The organism is Microbacterium sp. K41, from assembly GCF_004794395.1.
GTDB lineage: Bacteria > Actinomycetota > Actinomycetes > Actinomycetales > Microbacteriaceae > Microbacterium > Microbacterium sufflavum.
Window position 1 is genome coordinate 48,328 of sequence record NZ_SSDO01000533.1, and the last position, 16,046, is coordinate 64,373.

General features: G+C 67.4%; 30 protein-coding genes. 25 read left to right on the forward strand and 5 right to left on the reverse strand.

The window, feature by feature from the left end; genetic code table 11:
* Positions 1 to 102: 102 nt before the first annotated feature.
* Genes DW309_RS18985 through DW309_RS19015 form a run of 9 tightly spaced genes read left to right on the forward strand, consistent with a single transcriptional unit; the run spans position 103 to position 3,485 of the window.
* Entirely contained in the window at positions 103 to 351 is a 249-nt protein-coding gene (locus DW309_RS18985; protein ID WP_136046266.1) for a hypothetical protein, read from the forward strand.
* Positions 348 to 542 (forward strand): helix-turn-helix transcriptional regulator, encoded by a 195-nt coding sequence (locus tag DW309_RS18990; protein ID WP_136046267.1) that lies wholly within the window; start codon positions 348 to 350, stop codon positions 540 to 542. Before DW309_RS18985 ends, DW309_RS18990 begins: the two co-directional genes overlap by 4 nt.
* A gap of 58 nt (positions 543 to 600) precedes the next feature.
* Positions 601 to 756 carry a hypothetical protein gene (locus DW309_RS19825; protein ID WP_168387326.1) on the forward strand — a complete coding sequence of 52 codons (156 nt, stop codon included), beginning with the start codon at positions 601 to 603 and terminating at the stop codon, positions 754 to 756.
* The gene (locus DW309_RS18995) at positions 753 to 980 is read left to right on the forward strand and encodes a hypothetical protein (protein ID WP_136046268.1); all 228 of its coding nucleotides are present in this window, start codon (positions 753 to 755) and stop codon (positions 978 to 980) included. The genes DW309_RS19825 and DW309_RS18995 overlap by 4 nt, the downstream gene beginning before the upstream one ends.
* Positions 977 to 1,183 (forward strand): hypothetical protein, encoded by a 207-nt coding sequence (locus DW309_RS19000; protein WP_136046269.1) that lies wholly within the window; start codon positions 977 to 979, stop codon positions 1,181 to 1,183. Before DW309_RS18995 ends, DW309_RS19000 begins: the two co-directional genes overlap by 4 nt.
* Positions 1,158 to 1,313 (forward strand): hypothetical protein, encoded by a 156-nt coding sequence (locus DW309_RS19830; RefSeq protein WP_168387327.1) that lies wholly within the window; start codon positions 1,158 to 1,160, stop codon positions 1,311 to 1,313. The genes DW309_RS19000 and DW309_RS19830 overlap by 26 nt, the downstream gene beginning before the upstream one ends.
* Positions 1,310 to 2,242, forward strand: coding sequence for a YqaJ viral recombinase family nuclease (locus DW309_RS19005; RefSeq protein WP_136046270.1), 933 nt, complete (start codon positions 1,310 to 1,312; stop codon positions 2,240 to 2,242). Before DW309_RS19830 ends, DW309_RS19005 begins: the two co-directional genes overlap by 4 nt.
* Complete coding sequence (gene recT, locus DW309_RS19010; RefSeq protein ID WP_136046271.1) at positions 2,239 to 3,060, forward strand: phage-derived integrase/recombinase RecT; 822 nt, start codon at positions 2,239 to 2,241, stop codon at positions 3,058 to 3,060. Before DW309_RS19005 ends, recT begins: the two co-directional genes overlap by 4 nt.
* Complete coding sequence (locus tag DW309_RS19015; RefSeq protein WP_136046272.1) at positions 3,057 to 3,485, forward strand: HNH endonuclease signature motif containing protein; 429 nt, start codon at positions 3,057 to 3,059, stop codon at positions 3,483 to 3,485. Before recT ends, DW309_RS19015 begins: the two co-directional genes overlap by 4 nt.
* Positions 3,486 to 3,490: 5 nt before the next feature.
* Here DW309_RS19015 and DW309_RS19020 read toward each other — a convergent pair whose 3' ends face one another.
* Positions 3,491 to 3,832, reverse strand: coding sequence for a hypothetical protein (locus tag DW309_RS19020; protein WP_136046273.1), 342 nt, complete (start codon positions 3,830 to 3,832; stop codon positions 3,491 to 3,493).
* Between the two features lie 26 nt (positions 3,833 to 3,858).
* On the opposite strand from DW309_RS19020, the gene DW309_RS19025 reads away from it, so the two are divergent.
* From DW309_RS19025 to DW309_RS19070, 10 genes are all read left to right on the forward strand, one after another.
* A complete protein-coding gene (locus DW309_RS19025; protein WP_136046274.1) occupies positions 3,859 to 4,161 on the forward strand; it encodes a hypothetical protein in 303 nt (100 codons plus the stop codon).
* The gene (locus DW309_RS19030; RefSeq protein ID WP_136046275.1) at positions 4,158 to 4,424 is read left to right on the forward strand and encodes a hypothetical protein; all 267 of its coding nucleotides are present in this window, start codon (positions 4,158 to 4,160) and stop codon (positions 4,422 to 4,424) included. Before DW309_RS19025 ends, DW309_RS19030 begins: the two co-directional genes overlap by 4 nt.
* Before the next feature lie 133 nt (positions 4,425 to 4,557).
* Positions 4,558 to 4,956: a hypothetical protein gene (locus DW309_RS19035; protein WP_136046276.1), complete on the forward strand. Its 399-nt coding sequence runs from the start codon at positions 4,558 to 4,560 to the stop codon at positions 4,954 to 4,956.
* Positions 4,953 to 5,636, forward strand: a complete 684-nt coding sequence (locus tag DW309_RS19040; RefSeq protein WP_136046277.1) for a hypothetical protein — start codon at positions 4,953 to 4,955, stop codon at positions 5,634 to 5,636. The genes DW309_RS19035 and DW309_RS19040 overlap by 4 nt, the downstream gene beginning before the upstream one ends.
* Positions 5,636 to 5,977 carry a hypothetical protein gene (locus DW309_RS19045; RefSeq protein ID WP_136046278.1) on the forward strand — a complete coding sequence of 114 codons (342 nt, stop codon included), beginning with the start codon at positions 5,636 to 5,638 and terminating at the stop codon, positions 5,975 to 5,977. The genes DW309_RS19040 and DW309_RS19045 overlap by 1 nt, the downstream gene beginning before the upstream one ends.
* Positions 5,974 to 6,294: a hypothetical protein gene (locus DW309_RS19050; RefSeq protein ID WP_136046279.1), complete on the forward strand. Its 321-nt coding sequence runs from the start codon at positions 5,974 to 5,976 to the stop codon at positions 6,292 to 6,294. The genes DW309_RS19045 and DW309_RS19050 overlap by 4 nt, the downstream gene beginning before the upstream one ends.
* Positions 6,294 to 6,791: a single-stranded DNA-binding protein gene (locus DW309_RS19055; RefSeq protein ID WP_136046280.1), complete on the forward strand. Its 498-nt coding sequence runs from the start codon at positions 6,294 to 6,296 to the stop codon at positions 6,789 to 6,791. The genes DW309_RS19050 and DW309_RS19055 overlap by 1 nt, the downstream gene beginning before the upstream one ends.
* A complete protein-coding gene (locus tag DW309_RS19060; RefSeq protein ID WP_136046281.1) occupies positions 6,775 to 7,017 on the forward strand; it encodes a hypothetical protein in 243 nt (80 codons plus the stop codon). Before DW309_RS19055 ends, DW309_RS19060 begins: the two co-directional genes overlap by 17 nt.
* A 41-nt stretch (positions 7,018 to 7,058) precedes the next feature.
* Positions 7,059 to 7,370, forward strand: coding sequence for a hypothetical protein (locus DW309_RS19065; RefSeq protein WP_136046282.1), 312 nt, complete (start codon positions 7,059 to 7,061; stop codon positions 7,368 to 7,370).
* Positions 7,367 to 7,981, forward strand: coding sequence for a hypothetical protein (locus DW309_RS19070; protein WP_136046283.1), 615 nt, complete (start codon positions 7,367 to 7,369; stop codon positions 7,979 to 7,981). Before DW309_RS19065 ends, DW309_RS19070 begins: the two co-directional genes overlap by 4 nt.
* A 59-nt stretch (positions 7,982 to 8,040) precedes the next feature.
* Here the strand turns inward: DW309_RS19070 and DW309_RS19075 are convergent, their stop codons facing one another.
* Positions 8,041 to 8,271 carry a hypothetical protein gene (locus DW309_RS19075; protein WP_136046284.1) on the reverse strand — a complete coding sequence of 77 codons (231 nt, stop codon included), beginning with the start codon at positions 8,269 to 8,271 and terminating at the stop codon, positions 8,041 to 8,043.
* An 86-nt stretch (positions 8,272 to 8,357) separates the two neighbouring features.
* Here DW309_RS19075 and DW309_RS19080 point away from each other — a divergent pair, with 86 nt between their 5' ends.
* The gene (locus DW309_RS19080; RefSeq protein WP_136046285.1) at positions 8,358 to 8,546 is read left to right on the forward strand and encodes a hypothetical protein; all 189 of its coding nucleotides are present in this window, start codon (positions 8,358 to 8,360) and stop codon (positions 8,544 to 8,546) included.
* 19 nt (positions 8,547 to 8,565) lie between these two features.
* Positions 8,566 to 9,078 (forward strand): hypothetical protein, encoded by a 513-nt coding sequence (locus DW309_RS19085; protein WP_136046286.1) that lies wholly within the window; start codon positions 8,566 to 8,568, stop codon positions 9,076 to 9,078.
* Positions 9,079 to 9,206: 128 nt separating this feature from the next.
* On the opposite strand, the gene DW309_RS19090 is transcribed toward DW309_RS19085, so the two are convergent.
* On the reverse strand, positions 9,207 to 9,392 hold the full coding sequence (locus DW309_RS19090; RefSeq protein ID WP_136046287.1) for a hypothetical protein: 186 nt from the start codon (positions 9,390 to 9,392) through the stop codon (positions 9,207 to 9,209).
* Between the two features lie 445 nt (positions 9,393 to 9,837).
* Here DW309_RS19090 and DW309_RS19095 point away from each other — a divergent pair, with 445 nt between their 5' ends.
* From DW309_RS19095 to DW309_RS19105, 3 genes are read left to right on the forward strand one after another with little or no spacing between them, the layout of a single operon-like run.
* Positions 9,838 to 10,383, forward strand: coding sequence for a hypothetical protein (locus DW309_RS19095; RefSeq protein ID WP_136046288.1), 546 nt, complete (start codon positions 9,838 to 9,840; stop codon positions 10,381 to 10,383).
* Positions 10,370 to 11,686 (forward strand): PBSX family phage terminase large subunit, encoded by a 1,317-nt coding sequence (locus tag DW309_RS19100; protein WP_136046289.1) that lies wholly within the window; start codon positions 10,370 to 10,372, stop codon positions 11,684 to 11,686. The genes DW309_RS19095 and DW309_RS19100 overlap by 14 nt, the downstream gene beginning before the upstream one ends.
* A gap of 15 nt (positions 11,687 to 11,701) precedes the next feature.
* Complete coding sequence (locus tag DW309_RS19105; protein ID WP_136046290.1) at positions 11,702 to 13,270, forward strand: hypothetical protein; 1,569 nt, start codon at positions 11,702 to 11,704, stop codon at positions 13,268 to 13,270.
* On the opposite strand, the gene DW309_RS19835 is transcribed toward DW309_RS19105, so the two are convergent.
* Entirely contained in the window at positions 13,256 to 13,432 is a 177-nt protein-coding gene (locus DW309_RS19835) for a hypothetical protein (protein ID WP_168387328.1), read from the reverse strand. The two genes, DW309_RS19105 and DW309_RS19835, sit on opposite strands and share 15 nt — an antisense overlap.
* A 37-nt stretch (positions 13,433 to 13,469) precedes the next feature.
* On the opposite strand from DW309_RS19835, the gene DW309_RS19110 reads away from it, so the two are divergent.
* Positions 13,470 to 15,173 carry a phage minor capsid protein gene (locus DW309_RS19110; protein WP_168387329.1) on the forward strand — a complete coding sequence of 568 codons (1,704 nt, stop codon included), beginning with the start codon at positions 13,470 to 13,472 and terminating at the stop codon, positions 15,171 to 15,173.
* Between the two features lie 192 nt (positions 15,174 to 15,365).
* Here DW309_RS19110 and DW309_RS19115 read toward each other — a convergent pair whose 3' ends face one another.
* Positions 15,366 to 15,782 (reverse strand): hypothetical protein, encoded by a 417-nt coding sequence (locus tag DW309_RS19115; RefSeq protein WP_136046292.1) that lies wholly within the window; start codon positions 15,780 to 15,782, stop codon positions 15,366 to 15,368.
* Positions 15,783 to 16,046: the final 264 nt, after the last annotated feature.

Below are 16,046 nucleotides of genomic sequence, written 5' to 3' on the forward strand. Positions count from 1 at the left end.
TAGATACGTTTTTGTCTAGGTTCAAACGCATCGGCGCTCACGATGAACTTATTTCGGCGCGTCGGGGTTGACAGTGAACCGAGATAAGTTCACTATGAATCCATGACACCCGAACTCACCCTCCCCCAGCGAGTAGCCGCCGAAGTGCGGGCCGAAATGGGGTGGCAGAAGAAGCCAATCCGTGAGCTCGCCGAGGTTCTCCAGGCGCCGTACCGGAGCGCGAAGCAGCGCTACGACGGCGAACGTGAGTACCAGCTCGACGAGCTCCCCAAGATCGCCGCGTGGCTCGGCGTATCGGTGACCCAGCTGACGACCGGGCACCGTGACCGCGAACACCAGGACGCGGCATGAGCGAGGCAACCACCTGCGACACCGTTCTCGACATCAAGCAGGTCGCTGAGCGCACGGGCCTCGCCGTGAAGACGCTCTACAACCTGCGAGGCCGCGGGGAAGGGCCCAAGTCGTTCGCCCTCCGTGGCCGCGTCCGGTACTTCGAGGCCGACGTCAACGCGTGGATCGCGGACGCGGCCTCCGCCGCCTGATTCAAACGGAAACGCCCCCGCGGCAACGGGGGCGAATCACAGAAAGGGAGCACCTCAGATGCTCAAGCTCATCGTACCCGACGACGTCCCCCGCCCGATCGAGGCGAAGGCGCACGTCGCCAACCAGCATCCGCTACCCGACTTCTCCTCGCAGGCGGGCCTCGCCGCCCTCCGTCGCGGAGCGGCTCTCGCAGCGCAGGAGCGGGCGTCGTGAGCACCATGACGCTGCCCGACTACCTCGGCGACGCGAAGCGAGTCCGTGAGGCTCGGGCGCCGATCGAGGCCGACCCGTTCAAGGGCGCGTTCCTCACCACCATCTGCCCCGGGTGCGGGCACGACGTGAACGCGTTGGTGGTCGACGGCCCGGATCCCGTATTCGCCGACCTGGTGTGCCCGCGCGTCGGGTGTGGTCACGAGTGGACGGAAGCGGTCACGTGATCCTCCTGCGCTGGGTAGCGATTCTCTGGGCCGCCCTGTGCCTCATCGGGCTGACGTTCGCCCCGCACGGGTGGCCTTCCACCATCCTCGCCGCCGTGTTCGCGGCCCTGTTCCTCTTCATCCTCTGGACCTTCGGCGCGTTCGCCCAGTCCGACCCGAACTCTCGAAAGGCCGACCATGTCGACGATCGACACCGCCCGTGACCGCCTCTCCGCCGCGCGCTCCGCCGTCATTCGCGCCGAGGAAGCCCTCAGCAACGCGATCCGCCGCCGTGACGACGCGGAGGAAGCCCTCTACCGCGCTGAGGAGCAGGACCTTGGAGGTGCGGCGTGACCTTCACCGTCGTCCACGTCCAACCTGACACTCCCGAATGGGAGCAGGAGCGTCGTAGCAGCATCGGAGCATCCGAGCTCGCCGCGGTGATGAACCTCTCCCCCTACGCGACCCCCCTCGACGTGTACAAGCACAAGCACGGCATCGACCGCCCGTTCGACGAGCTGCTGTCGTTCATCGGCCACGAGTCCGAGCACATCATCGAGAAGTGGGTGCACCACTTCTCCGGAGCCGACGTCACCCTGCGACCGGCGTTCCTGGCCCGCTCGGTGGAGTACCCGTTCCTGCATGCGTCGTTCGACCGTGTTAGCGAGGACCCGTTCACGACGTGGCAGTTCAAGACCGCCCACCACTACACGGGGCACAAGTGGGATGACGGGATCCCGACCGACATTCGCGTGCAGGTGCAGGGCGAGATGCTCGTCGCCGGCACCCGCCGCGCCGCCGTCGTGGTGTGGATTGGCGGGCGGGAGTTCCGCCTGTTCTGGGAAGACCGCGACGACCGGTTCATCCGCGAGCACCTGATCCCCGCCGCCCGCGACCTGTGGGCGCGCGTCCAGGCCGGTGACCCGCCTCCCCCGTCGACCATCGCGGAGGTCAACGAGGTCACTACCGTCGACCGTCCTGTGGAGCTGTCGGACCGGGCGTTCGAGACGTTCGAGCGGATCCAGGTCTTGAACAGCGACATCACGGCGCAGGAGGAGGAGCGCGACGCCCTCAAGGTCGCGTTCGCGCAGTACGTCGGCTCGGCCGACACCCTCACCCGCGACGGCCGGAAGGTCGGCACGTGGAAGCAGCAGAAGGGCCGTGTCGGGTTCGACCGCGAGGGTTTCACCCTCGACCACCCGCGCCTCGCCGCGAAGTACACCCGCACGGGCGCACCGTTCCGCGTGCTCCGTGCCACGAAGCAGAAGGAGCAGAGCAAGTGAGCAAGGACCTGTCCACCGCGGCCGCCGCGGCGAAGTCCCAGCCGACGATGAAGGATCTCGTCGAGGCGCAGCTGCCCGCGATCGAGCGTCAACTCGGCGGGGCGATGAACTCCGACGCGTTCGTCCGCGCCGTGCTCTCCGAGATCGGCAAGTCCCCCGACCTGATGAACGCCGACCCGAAGACCCTCCTCGGCGGGGTCATGCTCGCCGCACAACTGCGCCTCGAGATCGGCTCCGGACTCGGCGAGTTCTACCTCACCCCGCGGAAGGACCGCGGGCGCCAGATCTGCCTCCCGATCATCGGGTACCAGGGCATGATCAAGCTCGCGCTGCGCTCGGAGTATGTGCTGAACGTGCAGGCGTTCCTCGTCCGCGAGGGGGACGACTTCACCTACGGCGGGAACTCCGAGCGTGGCATGTTCTACGACTGGACACCGAAGGACTTCGAGGAGTCCCGCCCGTGGATCGGGGTCGTCGCGACCGCGAAGATGCGAGGCGGCGGGACCACGTGGGTGTACCTCACCCGCACGCAAGTCATCGACCGCCGCCCGTCCTACTGGGCCTCCACGCCGTGGAAGACCAACGAGGACGAGATGGTCAAGAAGACCGCCGTCCGCGCGCTCGCGAAGTTCCTCCCCAAGTCGACCGACCTCGGCCGCGCGCTCGAAGCCGACGAGGCGAAGGTGCAGCACCTCAAGGGCGTCGACGAGGTGCAGGTCACCCGGCTCGATGACGACGCAGAGACCTTCGTCGTGCAGGAGCAGGACCCCATGTCCCGCACCCCCGAGGAGCAGGCGGAAGACGAGGCGAACCGATGACACTCGTCGACATCCCCACCCCGGCCCGTTCCGGGGGTCGCCGCCGTGTGCCGTGGCATCACATCCAGATCACTGAGACGTGCTGGCTGTGGACCGGCCCCGTGCACAAGGGCTATGGCAAGGCGTCCGGCACAACCGCGCACCGGCACGTCTGGCTCGCTGTGGGTCGCAGCATCCCCACCGGACTGGAGCTCGACCACCTATGCCGGAAGCCGTTGTGCGTGAACCCGAACCACCTCGAGCCGGTCACCCGCGCCGAGAACGCCCGCCGCCGCGGCCTCGCGGTCGTCGCCTGCATCAACGGGCACGACTACACGTCCGAAAACACCTACGTCCGCCCTGACGGCAACCGCGACTGCCGGGCGTGCATCCGCAACCGCGTCGCGAAGTACCGCAGCACGCGTCAGGGCGGAGCAGCAGCGTGAACAAGTCAGCCGTGATCGCCGAAGTAGATCTTGCGGAACTCAGCCGCGGACACGTCGACCGGCATTCCGAATTGCATGACAGGACCCGGCGACGCCTCCGCTCCGCGGTAGCGAAACGAGTATGCGCGTACAGGCTCTGGGCCGTCCTGAGTCCAGAACGTGTCGTGACCATCCTGCAGGAAGCCCTCGTATCCGTCGTCGGCCGTAGTCACCGTCCACCCGATCTGACGTTCGGGGTCGCGTCGAGCCGTGAACCTCACGAGGCGCTCGCCAATGCGGAACACGGCGTCCCCCTCCGCCGGGAGCTGGCGATACGACTCGAACACCGGGTACTCATCTTCGCTCATGCCCGCACTCTATCGGGGGTGACCCGATGAGCATCATCGACGACGCCTTCGCTGCCTGGCGCGAGTGTCGCGGCGAGTACGACGACACCCTCTATGCGCAGTACGAGGCAGCCGAGGAAGCGACGAACGGCGCCATGCTGAACGCTCGCGGCCGGAGGAAGGGTGTCGACCCCTTCTCGCTGTTCATGGGCAACGAGACCCGTGCGCTCGCGTACGCGTCGGAGGAGCTCGTTGAGCACTGGGAGTCGCACCCGCGGATCACGTTCGCCAAGTTCGAGCGGCAGTGGCTTGCGCAGCGCGAGATCGAGCTCATGGAAGGTGCAGCATGAGCGCCGTACTGGAGGCGAACATCGCCCGGGCGCTCGTCGCGGCGCAGGAGGCGGAGGAGCAGCCGTGGGAGCCGAACCGTCAGGTCACCCTCGATCAGCTGCGCATCGTCGACATGATCCACGAGGGCTGGCCGCAGTGCCGCGTGTGCGGGCAGGCCGTTCGTGAGCTCGACCCGTTCGGCCTCTGCTCGAAGACCTCCGTCTCGCATCAGGAGCGCCGGGGTGTGCCTGCAGCGCGGACGAAGACGGGAGCCCGGTCGTGAAGAACCTGCCTGCCGGCACCGCACCGGAGACCCAGCCGCGCGAGCCGCGGACGCGGTGTCGACCGTCGTGCTGCAAGACCCCGTACATGTGCGCTCGGAAGCGGGCGTGCGACTGCCACAGAGAGGAGAAACGATGAACCGCCGCAAGGGCCAGAACCACCCGCCTGTCGACATCAAAACGCAGGTCATCGAACGCGACGGCGGATTCTGCCTCCTCGCCCTCCCGGGGTGCGCGGGCGAGGCAACGACGACGGATCACCGCGCGAACCGCGGCTCAGGCGGCAGCCGCGTCCTGAATGAACCGCGATGCCTCGTCGCGGCGTGCTGGCGGTGCAACGGCGCGAAGGCAGATGCCGGGTCGCTGGTGCTCATGGAGCTTGAGGAGCGAGGCCTGTACGTGCGGAAGGCCGCGACGAACGAGGAAACCCTGCAGCGCTGTATCGCCACACCTGTGGAGTACCTCGACGGCGAGCCGTTCTATCTCGTGTCCGCGACCGAGCGGCGACACACCAGTGAAGGGGGCCCGGAATGAGGATCCGGAGCATCAAGCCGGAGTTCTGGCGTTCGCCGGACATCTCCTGCCTGAACATCGAGGATCGGCTGTTGTTCGTCGGCCTGTGGTCGTACGTAGACGACAACGGCGTCGGGGAGGATCGCGAGTCAATGATCGCCGCGGACCTGTTCGCAGACGACCTCTCGCGAGACCCGAGCGAGACATTCGCGAGGGTGTCGCGAGGCCTCGCGAACCTGTTCGAAGCCGGTCGAATCGTCCGCTACGAGGTCTCCGGTCGTCGATTCCTGGCGATTGAGAACTGGGGTCGGCACCAGCGCATTGACAAGCCCGCGAAGCCGCGTTTTCCCGCCCCGACCGGCCATTCGCGAGAGTCTCACGCGATCGTCGCGAGCGTCCCCGAAATCGTCGCGCCTGGAACAGGGGAACAGGGGAACAGGGAACAGAGGAACAGGGGAGCAGAGCGCGCGAGCGCGCCGCTCTCCCCCTTCTGCTCTAAGCACCCCACCGGCACCGAGGATGCCTGCCGATCGTGCGGCACCGCCCGCACCGTGTACGAGCTCGCTCAGGTGGACGCGAAGTCGAAGCCCACCTCCGAACCCTTCACTGTCCTCCCCGGCACGGTCTGCCTCGACGGGATGCACACGCTCCTCAAGGACGGCACCTGTACGCGCTGCGAGTACCGGGCGGAGGTCGCCTGATGGACGGCTTCCTGCCCGTGAGGGTGAACGTCCCGCTGGACGCATACCGGCTCCTGAACGCTGAGGCCGCCCGCCGCGGGGTCGACGTCGCCGACGTCATCCTGCAGCGCATCACCCCACCCGCTCACGGCGGCTACCGACCGAACTCCGGACGCCGCAGCGGATACACCACCCGTGCCGGTGAGGAGATCAGCGCGGGCCGCCGCTTCAACCAGTCCTGGGCGGAGATCAGCCGGCACCTCGGGATCTCCGAACACACCGCCCGCACGTGGGCGGCGAAGTACGCCACCGAAGTCAGAGAACAGAACATGCGCGACCGCGCAGGAAGGAACGCATCATGAACAAGCGAGACAGCCGCCCAATCGAGGTCGGGGATCGATTTGAGCCCCGAGACTCGCGAGACGCCGGGAAGATCGTGGTGGTCGTGAAGGCCGAAGGACTTTCGGACCGAGGGCGGGCTCAAGTCGAGCGCATCGAAGCAGGGCCCGAGCGGGTGTATGGCGTCGGTCGCGAATCGCGCATGGCGTGGGCGCGCGAGCGTCACACGACATACCGGATCCGCACCGAGGCGCATCCGAACAATCGGTCTGCGGTCGGTCGGACGGTTCGCGCTCAGGAGAACACACTGCGCGACAAGTACAAGCGGGTCTCCAGCTGATGGCCGGCGAAACCGTCATCACCGTGGTGGGCAACCTCACGGCCGACCCCGAGCTGCGGTACACGCAGAACGGCCTCCCGGTCGCGAACTTCACGATCGCGAGCACCCCGCGCACGTTCGACAAGGCGACGGATGCGTACAAGGACGGCGACGCCCTGTTCCTCCGGGCATCCGTCTGGCGGGAGTTCGCCGAGCACGTCGCCGGCAGCCTGACGAAGGGCATGCGCGTCATCGCGCAGGGCCGCCTACGCCAGCGCTCCTACCAGGACCGCGAAGGCAATCAGCGCACCGCGATCGAGCTGGAGGTTGACGAGATCGGCCCCTCGCTGCGGTACGCGACCGCGCAGGTCACCCGTGCGGCACGGCCGGAGGGCGGCCAGGCGGACCGTGGGCGCACGGAAACCGCGACCGACACCGGATGGGCCACGACGCCCGCCGGAGGCGCGCAGGACGCGTGGGCGACGCAGGGAGGGTTCGGCGATGACACTCCATTCTGACCGCCCGCTCGAGGCCCAGCTCGCGACCGCGCGAATCCTGCTCGCACAGTACGCGGTCCAGATCGACGAGTACGACGGCATGAACCGCGAGCAACGGCGCAGCCCCCGCGGGCGCGACCTCGCGTCCCGGATCAACGGCCTCCGCGCCGGACTCAGGAAGTGGATGACCCGCGCCGCCGAGCTCGAAGCGGCAATCGAAACAGCGAAGCCAGGAGAGGGATCATGACGAATCTCAAGATGTGGGAGATCGAATAGAGTGGACCACTCGTGCGGATCGACAAGCATAAGCTCCCCGACCTCGACGATCTGATGCTCGACGTGCTGACCACGCCGGGAGTGGCGGACCGCAACCGAGAGATCTGGGAAGACGCCGCCTACGACGGGGAAGACCAGCCGACGAGCATCCCCGACACCGACTCGTGGTACCTCGGCGAGGCGCTGGTCGGCTTCTACCGGACGAACCCGTGCACCTGCGGCGAGGAGCACCAATTCGACATGGCTGAGGTTCCAATGGATGACGTCGGCCAGCCCATCGGCGCCGCAGCCCGTGGCGCATTCCTGGGGGTGTTCTTCCGATGAACGCGATCCTGTGCGTCGCCGCCTGGCCCGGCGTCCCCTCGGTGGCACCATGCAAGGCCGCCGACGTCCACCTCGAGACCTGCACGAACGACGACTGCCGCGGATGCTTCCCGAGGGCGGCGGAGCGCGGGTTCCTGTGCGCCGCGCACTACGACCGGGTCGAGCACGCACTGATGCGGTGGGACGACTTCGAGCGCCGCGCCGCACAGCTCGGCCTGTCGAAAGCCGTGCAGCGGGACACCGCCGGCGTCCGCACGAGGGCCGAGGGGCACGTGAACCTCACGGGTGTCGCTCTCGCGATCGACGAGTGCGAGACGTTCCTCGGCCGTGGCGGCACCCGCGGCGTAACCGCCGCGACGTGGGTGCAGTCAGAGCTCGGCGCCTCGAATGCGATCCAATTCGCGGCCGCCGCCGAGCGCGCGTACCGCTCCCACGAAGTCGAGGAACGCCCGCACCGGATCCGCCGGGTCCGGTGCCCGGAATGCCAGCAGCAGATGATCTGGCACCCGCCCGCCTGGTACGAGGGCCACGTGACCGTCCGCTGCACAAACGACGAATGCCGCCACGTCCTCAACCAGGACGAATACGAAGAACTGGAGAAGACGGCTTGACCAAGAAAACCGTGGCCGATTCAGGCATGAGATATCGAGCAGAGCACTCGCGTCCGATGCTACGACGTGCTCACGCTGGCAAGGGTCGAAATGGTGGAGAGGACGACAGCCAGCGCAGTGCAGCCGCCGGCAGCAAGAGTAAACGCGAAGGTGCCGGTATCCCCCTTCGGGGTGCTGTAGAGCCCCTCCTGCACCTCGCGCGTTCTGCCGCGAAACGCAGAAACACCGGCAAGGGCCGTGAACACAGCACCCAGGACACCAAGGACAAGCGCGGCGACGAGCACGATCATGCGCTGAGCGTATCGGTGAACGCGCTGCGAGACACACGCATTGCGGCTAAGGAGATGATGACTTGAACGAGACCCCGAAGGAGTGGGTGACCGCGAAGGAAGCCTCCGTCCTGATCGGCCGGCACGTCTCGCAGATCTACCGGTGGATCGGCGCGGGCCGTCTCGCGACTCGGGTCCGCGCCGACGGCGTTACCGTCGTGCTGTCGAAAGCCGTCCTCCGCATCGAACCGAGTGTCCGCCGGGGACGGCCGCGCGGGGCGGCCCGACGTCGGTGACGTGTGGGAGCATCGGCTCATGACCGAAGCCTCGGAAGACGAAACGCCGGCAGAACCCGAGACCGCCCCAGATTCCCTGGCCGACGCCTACGTGAAGCTGAATAGTCAACTCAAGCGACCCGGCCTTGGCGCAGCACAGCTCAAGAGCATCGGGAGGGGTTTTCGCGGCATGCTCCCGTCCATCAATGTCGAGCCTGTCGACTTCCTCGCGGAGCCCAGGCGGAAGCTGCAGGAGCAGATGGCCCGCGACCGAGCGGCAGTCGAAGACATCATGGATGCGTTCGAACCTGACACAAGGCCCGACGAGATCGCCGCGAACACCGCCCGATCGGCGGAGCTCATCTCGGAACAGAATGCGGCGATCGCGCAGCTCGTGGAACTGACACTGTCGAACCTCGCCCTGTCCGAAGCTCAGCAGAAGCAATCCGAGCGCACAGAGACGTTCACGAAAGTGATGACCTGGATCTCGGTCTCCCTCGCGTTCGCATCGCTGATCGCCGCGATAGTCGCAATCTCCGTCAGCGGCTCGTGACACGCTGACGGTTCCGCGTGCATAAATTCGCGAAACCCGCAACGATAGAACGTAGATGGTGGAGCACTCCGCCCAGACCGAAGCCCCGGCCCTCACGCAGAGGACACCGGGGCTTCGCTCGTTTGGATCTACTTCTCGACGCTGACTCCGCCAGGCTGCGCTCCACCGCGCAGATGACGGTATGCGGCAGCGAGGTCCCGCAGAGCAGCGGCTCGCGTGTTCACGTTCAGGTGATCCGCCCCCTTCACTTCCTCCGCCTGCTCCTTGATCGCGACCATCAAGGCCTTGAACGCTTCTTCGTGAGCGTCCGCCATGGCGCTCCCCCTTTCGTCTTACCCAAGCCCTGCGCACGGGTATCGCACAGCATAGGTCGCGCGGCCGACATCACCGTCGACGGCCGTGCGTGGGCAATCCGCCTCGGACCACCTCTATGCCGTCGACTGCGTAGATGCGACGATCAGCCGGGCGCGGGTTTGCTCGACGCTTCGCCTCACTCGCGACACCGAAAGCCGTACGCCTCTCACGCTCCCCCGGATCAGTCCGCGAAAACGGCACACCCCGCCGAGGCTGCCGTTCGACCGGCTCCTCGCATCGAACGCCGTCAGCCGTCTCGTGGATAGACATGCGGCCGTCGCTGCGGAGCGCATGGGACTCCCGACAGACCGTGCACTCCCTGAACTCCAGCATCCCCACAGCATCCCAGACCGCGCCGACACAGCGCATCCCGCACAGGGCAAGAGGCCCGAGTCGAGGTGAACCATGGCCGCAGCACCTCGCGTCCGCAAGGCGCATCGACCAGTCGATGACCAAACGCGCGCGGCCATCCAGGACGCCGCCCGCGACGGAAAACGCAGCCGCAACTCGATCGCTCGCGAGTTCAAGGTCGCCGGCGAGACAGTCAGCCGGATCTGCGCCGAGGCGGGCATCACGTTCGACCGGACGAAGACCGAGGCTGCTGTCCGGGCGCATGCGATCGACCTCGCTGAGGAGCGTCTGTTGCTCGCGAAGATGATGGTCGTGGAGGTGCAGGAGCAGCTGGACATCCTGAACGCCCCATACATGGTGTGGTCGTTCGGTGGGATGGACGGCGAGATCCACTCGCACCTCCTGGACTCCGCCCCGATGACGGAGCGCAACACCGCGCTCCGTTCCGCGGGCATCGCGTTCGACAAGGCGACTCGCATGGTGGAGAAGTCCGACACGGGCCTTGAGCAGGCCGTGGGTGTGCTGGACACGATCGCTGACGGGTTCCGGGCCGCGGCGGAGAAGTACCGTTCGGAGACGCCGACCGATGCGCCTGAGTGATGTCGAGAAGCTCGTGTCCCGGGCGCAGATCCTCAGCATCGTGGATGCCCTCGAACGGAAGTTGTCCCTCTGGTACGGCTCGGTGTCGGCGGGCAAGACGGTCGCGTCGCTGTTCGCGTTCCTGCTCGCCGTCGCGGTGGCCCCGAAGACGGGGATCATCGTGGTCGTCGGCCGGACGATGACAACGGTGTACCAGAACGTGTTCGTCCTGTTCCAGAACACGGCGATCTTCGGGACGCTGATCTCCTCGCAGATCCAGTACACGCCCGGTGCATCCTCGGCCAGGATCCTCGGCCGCGAGGTGATGGTCATCGGCGCGCACAACGCCGAGGCTGTCGGCCGCATTCAGGGTTCGACGGTCGCGCTCGCGTACGTGGACGAGGCAGCACTGCTCCCCGAGGCGTTCTGGAACATGCTCGTGTCCCGCCTCCGTGTCGACGGGGCCCGGCTCCTCGCGACGATGAACCCCGCTTCCCGGAACCACTGGATCCGGAAGAACTGGATCGTCCCGGGCGCGGCGAAGAACCTCGTGTCGTTCCACTTCACGATGAAGGACAACCCGAACCTGCCGGCGGACTACATCGCCGACATGGAACGGTCCTTCTCCGGGGTGTTCTACGACCGGATGATCCGCGGCGAGTGGACCAACGCTGAGGGCGCCGTGTACCCGATGTGGGACCCGAAACGCCACGTCATCCCGTTCGAGAAGATGCCGCCCCTCCGCGATGTGATGGGCATCGGGATGGACTACGGGACCACGAACACGACCGCGGCGCTGATGCTCGGCGTCACCGACGAGCAGAAGGTCGACAAACACGGCCGCACCGTCCCGCACTCCCGGCTCGTGCTCATGGACGAGTGGCGGTACAACCCGAAGGATCACAACGACGTCCGCCTCACGGACGCCGCCCTGTCGCAGCGCTTCCGCGACTGGCTCCCGAAAGACCACACCCCGTACCCGCTCACCATCACTCCCCGGTTCCTGATGCTCGACCCGGCCGCCGCGTCCATGCACATGCAGATGCAGCAGGACCTCCGCGGCACCGGCCTGTCCCCCTGGCCCGCGGTGAACGACGTCCTCCCCGGGATCAAGACCGTCGCGAACCTCCTCGACAATGACCAGCTCATCGTCACCGACCGGTGCGAAGGCTGGAACACCGAGGTCACCGAATATCGGTGGGACGCGAAAGCCACCGACGCCGGCGAGGACGCGGTCGTGAAAGAAGACGACCACTCCCTCGACGCGGGCCGCTACATCACTCACTCCACGAGCAACTACTGGACGATGCAGCTCGCTGCCTGACCCGAAGGGGAACCCATGCCGATCCCCGACCCGAACACCCCCTGGCTGCCCGCACCGTGGGACTACGCGTACAAGGCGTTCGCGGAGAACGACGCCTGGTACACGGGTGACACGGCGGCGCTGCAGAAGCTGTACCAGCGTGACCAGGCAGCCCGGGCGACGCACACCCACCGTGGCCAGCAGATGCACGGCGGGCTCGTCGGCGCCGCATCACGCATGTTCTGGGGCCGCCCTGTCCCGGCGGGAGAGAACCGCACCCGCCTGCACGTGCCCGCACCGGCGGATCTCGCTGCGCTCGCGTCGGACCTGGTGTTCGCGGAACCTCCCGAGGTGAAGCTCGAGCAGAAGCTCCGCGCCTCGAAGCGTGCTCAGGAACGCCTCGACTTGATCGCGAACGGTGACGAGGCGCATGCCACGTTCAACCAGATGGGCGAGCTCAAGTCGGCGCTCGGAGCTGTCGCGCTCGTCGTCCGCTGGGACACCGAAGTCGCCGATCACGTGTGGCTGGAGCCGTCCGCCGCGGACGTCATCATTCCCACGTTCCGGATGGGTCGCCTCGTCGAGTGCACCCTCTGGTCCGAGTACGTGAAGGGGTCCGTGTACTACCGGCACCTCGAACACCACGGTGTCGGGTACATCGAGCACGCCCTGTTCGCGGGCTCCGACAACAACCTCGGCCGGCGCGTCCCCCTCGGTGAGATCGCTGAGACGAAGACGTACGCTGACCTCGTTGACGGCGACTCCCGCATCCTCACGAACATCGACCGGCTGACCGTCGTGTACAACCCAAATATGCCGACCGCGGCGTGGCGAAAGAAGGGCGTCCTCGCATACACGGGACGGTCCGACTTCGCACAGCTGCACTCCCTGTTCGACAGCCTCGATGAGACGTTCTCCTCGTGGATGCGGGACCTGCGCCTCGGCGCCGGGAAGATCCTCGTCCCAGAAGCGGCCCTTGACTACAACGGTCTCGGTCAGGGCGGATCGTTCGACGGCGGCCGTGAGGTGTTCGCTGGGCTGAACATGCCCGGCGACCCGTCGAAGGTCGCGTTCGACAAGGTGCAGTTCGAGATCCGTGTCGAGCAACACGAGAAGACCGCGTTCGCGATCTACCGGGAGATTCTCCGCAAGGCCGGGTTTTCGCAGTCCGCGTGGGGCGACTACACCGGCGTGACGGCACAGATGACGGCGACGGAGATATCCGACCGGGAGAAGGCGTCCGAGCGCACCCGGGACAAGAAGATCCTCCACGAGCGTGTCGCCATCGGACGTGCGGCGTCGGTGGCGCTGGAGATCGACGGGCTCGTGTTCCCCGGCAAGGGCGGCGGCCGGTTCGACCAGCCGACCGTGGTCTTCCCCGACGTGTCCCAGGAAGACCCGGAGAAGCTGGCCCGCACCCTCACGCTCCTCGATACCGCTGCGGCGATTTCGCTCGAGCAGAAGGTGCGCCGCGCGAACCCCGACTGGGAAGACGAGCAGATCAGCGCCGAGGTCACGGCGATTCGAGCCGAGCGTCCCGCTGTGCCCGACCCCGCCGGCTTCACGGGCGGCGACGTGGAGGTCAGCGAGCTACCAGTCGCGTGAGGTTGCCGTCCAACGCCCCTGGGGATCCCAGAAGCCGAACGGCGTCGTCGGTCGCTCGAGTTGCGGCTCGAGCGCCAGGTGCCATTCCCGGTGAACCTCGTGATTCCCCTTCGCGATCAGTGCGCCACAGTGGCTACATTCGCGATCCTCTGCTTCTGCCATGCCGCGATCGTATCGGTCCAGTGTGCGGAGGTGCAGGATGGCCCTCTTCGTCCCGAATCCTGAACGCGAGTCCGTCGAGGAACTCATCGAGGAACTCTCGGTGTACCTCGCCCAGCGGTACCGGGACGCCGAGGACGCGCTGATCCGTGAGGTCGCGAAGCAAGCGGCGCGGGACTTCCGACTCGCGTCGCTGATGCCGACCGCTCCGGGCGGGATGGGAATGACCGCGGCGGAGCGCCGCCACTGGAACCGACTGAACGCCGAGCTCAACGCTCACCGCGCCGCTGCGACCCGTGAGCTGCAGGCCCGGGCAATCCAGATCGTGTCCGACCTGCGCGCCGAGGGCATGGCGTCCCGCCTGATCGAGATCGCCGCATCCGAGGGCGAGGCGGCGGCCGCCGCGTCGCTCCGGTTCGCTGGGCTGCAGGCGGTTGCCCCGATCTCCGGGACATCGTCGCGGGCCGTCGCCATGGTGGCCCTGTCGCTCGAGAACCGGCTTGAGGTGCTGAACCAGCGCCTCACCCGGTACCCGCAGGACGCGTATCAGCGGATCGTCGCGATGTACTCGCCGAACACGCTCCTCGGTGTGACGACGTCGCGTGTGCAGCAGGCCGCCACCGTGCAGCGGTTCCACGCCGAGGGCATCACCGGGTTCGTCGACAAGTCGAATCGTCGCTGGACGGTTGGCGCGTACGCGGAGATGGCCGGCCGCACCACGATCAACCGGGCGTTCAACGACGCCGGCATCTGGCGGATGGGGCAGGCTGGCATCCACCTGGTCACGGTGGTCCGCGGCCTCGACTCGTGCCGTAAGTGTGCGGCGTGGGCGGGCGCGATCCTCTCCACGGACGGCACCACCGGCACCGTGAACCTTCCTCACGCGACGGTCGATGGCGCCACGGTCCCCGTGTTCATCGCCGGGACGGTGGAGCAGGCACGCGCCGCAGGCTGGGGTCACCCGAACTGCCGGTGCCGTCTCGTCGCATACTCCCCCGGTCTCACGATCCCGCAGGAAGACACGACGTACGACGAGGTCGCAGAGAAGGAGCGTGCGCAGCAGCGTGCGTTCGAGCGGGAGATCCGCTCCGCGAAGCGCCGTGAAGCCTCCGCGATGACCGACACCGACCGTCGGAAGGCCGCCCGCGACGTGCGCGACGCGCAAGCCGACATGCGCGAGTTCATCCGCGACACCGGCCGGCTCCGCCAGTCGTACCGCGAGCAGCTCGGGTTCGCCGACGGCCGCGGAGTTCCGGCCCGCCCCAGCACTTCGTCCGCAGCGCCGCCGGCAGCACCACGGCCGCTCGTCGCCGCCGATCGAGTGTCCGCTCGAACGCTCGGCGACGTTCGCCCGTCGAACCGCGGAACGCAGACCGTCCCCGACGGGGCGTTCCCGCGGCCGCACGAGCTCGCCACCGGTGACCGCCTCGCCCGTGCAGGCATCAACGTCCAGTGGCGGGTCGAGGACTTCACCCACGGGGTGAAGAACCCGGACGTCACCATCGACGGTCAGGTGTGGGACTTCAAGAGCCCCGAGGGCGCGGGGAAGAACACGATCTCGAACCAGTTCTCACGCGCGAAGGAACAGGGTGTGCGGCGTCTCGTCATCGACCTCGCACGCAGCCCGCTCGACGGCCCGACCGCTCTGGCCGAGGCTCGCCGACGGCTGGCCGGGAGCGACTGGTTCACCGAGGTGATCTTCATCGACCGGAGCGGCACCGTGACCCGGCTCACCCGGGAATGACGAACGCGGCCCGGCTGTCCGAGGGGACTGCCTGCCGCGTTCACCACCGATTCTACGCGCTCACCTGGGCGGAGTACAGACCATCCCGGCAGGGGTCAACGCGGCTAGATCCCCATGTCTGCTCCCGGCGAAGGCTGCCCATGACGTGCGCTGCACCTTTCTCAGCGCGAGGCAGACCTGCCCCCGCCGGGGTCACTTTCGGTGGCGGATGAGAGCCCAGCGCCCCACGGTCAGCACGGGTACGGGCGACTCCGGCGCGGTCCTGGTGGCCTTGTCCGAGATCTCGTCGATCAACGTGTCGAGGTCTCGCGCCCGATTGTCCGCCACCATGCTCATCACAAGGACCGCGGCAGCCAGCCCTCCCCCGACGGTGTAGATGATCCAGTCGGACATCGCGAGCCCTGCAGCGAGGAGAGCCACGCCGATCGTCGTCGCGGTCCATCCGGACGCCGCAGCACTCTTCAGCCTCGCTGCTCTGCGTTCCAGCACGCCGACGGCGAAGGCTGCGTCGAGAGGATCCGGACGGTCGCTCGCTTCGAGCCACTGCCGCACTTCCTTCGCGAGGCCTCTTCCTCCCGAACTGCGGACAGCACCTCTGTTGAGCGTCATGTCCGAACACTACAGACTCCGTGCCGTCGTCGGCCCTGCACTGCGGCGGCACGGTCTCACTTCCCCGTACGCAGGGTGCGGGGTGACCGATGAGCAGGAGGCTCACCATGAACCACCATCAGCACCGTCTCCCGGTCGCGATCGACCGCGACGGCATGGCGCAGATCGGCCTGACGCCGTTCCAGTTGCGCGGCATCCGCTTCGCCGACGGCGAAGGCGGCGGCGCACCGGCCGCTCCCGCAGCGCCCGCAGCGACCGCAGCCC

Bases quoted from the DNA above. Each gene is read 5' to 3' on its own strand.
- DW309_RS18985 (WP_136046266.1), top strand. From the start codon at position 103: ATGACACCCGAACTCACCCTCCCCCAGCGAGTAGCCGCCGAAGTGCGG.
- DW309_RS18990 (WP_136046267.1), top strand. From the start codon at position 348: ATGAGCGAGGCAACCACCTGCGACACCGTTCTCGACATCAAGCAGGTC.
- DW309_RS19825 (WP_168387326.1), top strand. From the start codon at position 601: ATGCTCAAGCTCATCGTACCCGACGACGTCCCCCGCCCGATCGAGGCG.
- DW309_RS19830 (WP_168387327.1), top strand. From the start codon at position 1,158: ATGTCGACGATCGACACCGCCCGTGACCGCCTCTCCGCCGCGCGCTCC.
- DW309_RS19015 (WP_136046272.1), top strand. From the start codon at position 3,057: ATGACACTCGTCGACATCCCCACCCCGGCCCGTTCCGGGGGTCGCCGC.
- DW309_RS19020 (WP_136046273.1), bottom strand. From the start codon at position 3,832: ATGAGCGAAGATGAGTACCCGGTGTTCGAGTCGTATCGCCAGCTCCCG.
- DW309_RS19025 (WP_136046274.1), top strand. From the start codon at position 3,859: ATGAGCATCATCGACGACGCCTTCGCTGCCTGGCGCGAGTGTCGCGGC.
- DW309_RS19030 (WP_136046275.1), top strand. From the start codon at position 4,158: ATGAGCGCCGTACTGGAGGCGAACATCGCCCGGGCGCTCGTCGCGGCG.
- DW309_RS19035 (WP_136046276.1), top strand. From the start codon at position 4,558: ATGAACCGCCGCAAGGGCCAGAACCACCCGCCTGTCGACATCAAAACG.
- DW309_RS19040 (WP_136046277.1), top strand. From the start codon at position 4,953: ATGAGGATCCGGAGCATCAAGCCGGAGTTCTGGCGTTCGCCGGACATC.
- DW309_RS19045 (WP_136046278.1), top strand. From the start codon at position 5,636: ATGGACGGCTTCCTGCCCGTGAGGGTGAACGTCCCGCTGGACGCATAC.
- DW309_RS19050 (WP_136046279.1), top strand. From the start codon at position 5,974: ATGAACAAGCGAGACAGCCGCCCAATCGAGGTCGGGGATCGATTTGAG.
- DW309_RS19055 (WP_136046280.1), top strand. From the start codon at position 6,294: ATGGCCGGCGAAACCGTCATCACCGTGGTGGGCAACCTCACGGCCGAC.
- DW309_RS19060 (WP_136046281.1), top strand. From the start codon at position 6,775: ATGACACTCCATTCTGACCGCCCGCTCGAGGCCCAGCTCGCGACCGCG.
- DW309_RS19070 (WP_136046283.1), top strand. From the start codon at position 7,367: ATGAACGCGATCCTGTGCGTCGCCGCCTGGCCCGGCGTCCCCTCGGTG.
- DW309_RS19075 (WP_136046284.1), bottom strand. From the start codon at position 8,271: ATGATCGTGCTCGTCGCCGCGCTTGTCCTTGGTGTCCTGGGTGCTGTG.
- DW309_RS19085 (WP_136046286.1), top strand. From the start codon at position 8,566: ATGACCGAAGCCTCGGAAGACGAAACGCCGGCAGAACCCGAGACCGCC.
- DW309_RS19090 (WP_136046287.1), bottom strand. From the start codon at position 9,392: ATGGCGGACGCTCACGAAGAAGCGTTCAAGGCCTTGATGGTCGCGATC.
- DW309_RS19095 (WP_136046288.1), top strand. From the start codon at position 9,838: ATGGCCGCAGCACCTCGCGTCCGCAAGGCGCATCGACCAGTCGATGAC.
- DW309_RS19100 (WP_136046289.1), top strand. From the start codon at position 10,370: ATGCGCCTGAGTGATGTCGAGAAGCTCGTGTCCCGGGCGCAGATCCTC.
- DW309_RS19105 (WP_136046290.1), top strand. From the start codon at position 11,702: ATGCCGATCCCCGACCCGAACACCCCCTGGCTGCCCGCACCGTGGGAC.
- DW309_RS19835 (WP_168387328.1), bottom strand. From the start codon at position 13,432: ATGGCAGAAGCAGAGGATCGCGAATGTAGCCACTGTGGCGCACTGATC.
- DW309_RS19110 (WP_168387329.1), top strand. From the start codon at position 13,470: ATGGCCCTCTTCGTCCCGAATCCTGAACGCGAGTCCGTCGAGGAACTC.
- DW309_RS19115 (WP_136046292.1), bottom strand. From the start codon at position 15,782: ATGACGCTCAACAGAGGTGCTGTCCGCAGTTCGGGAGGAAGAGGCCTC.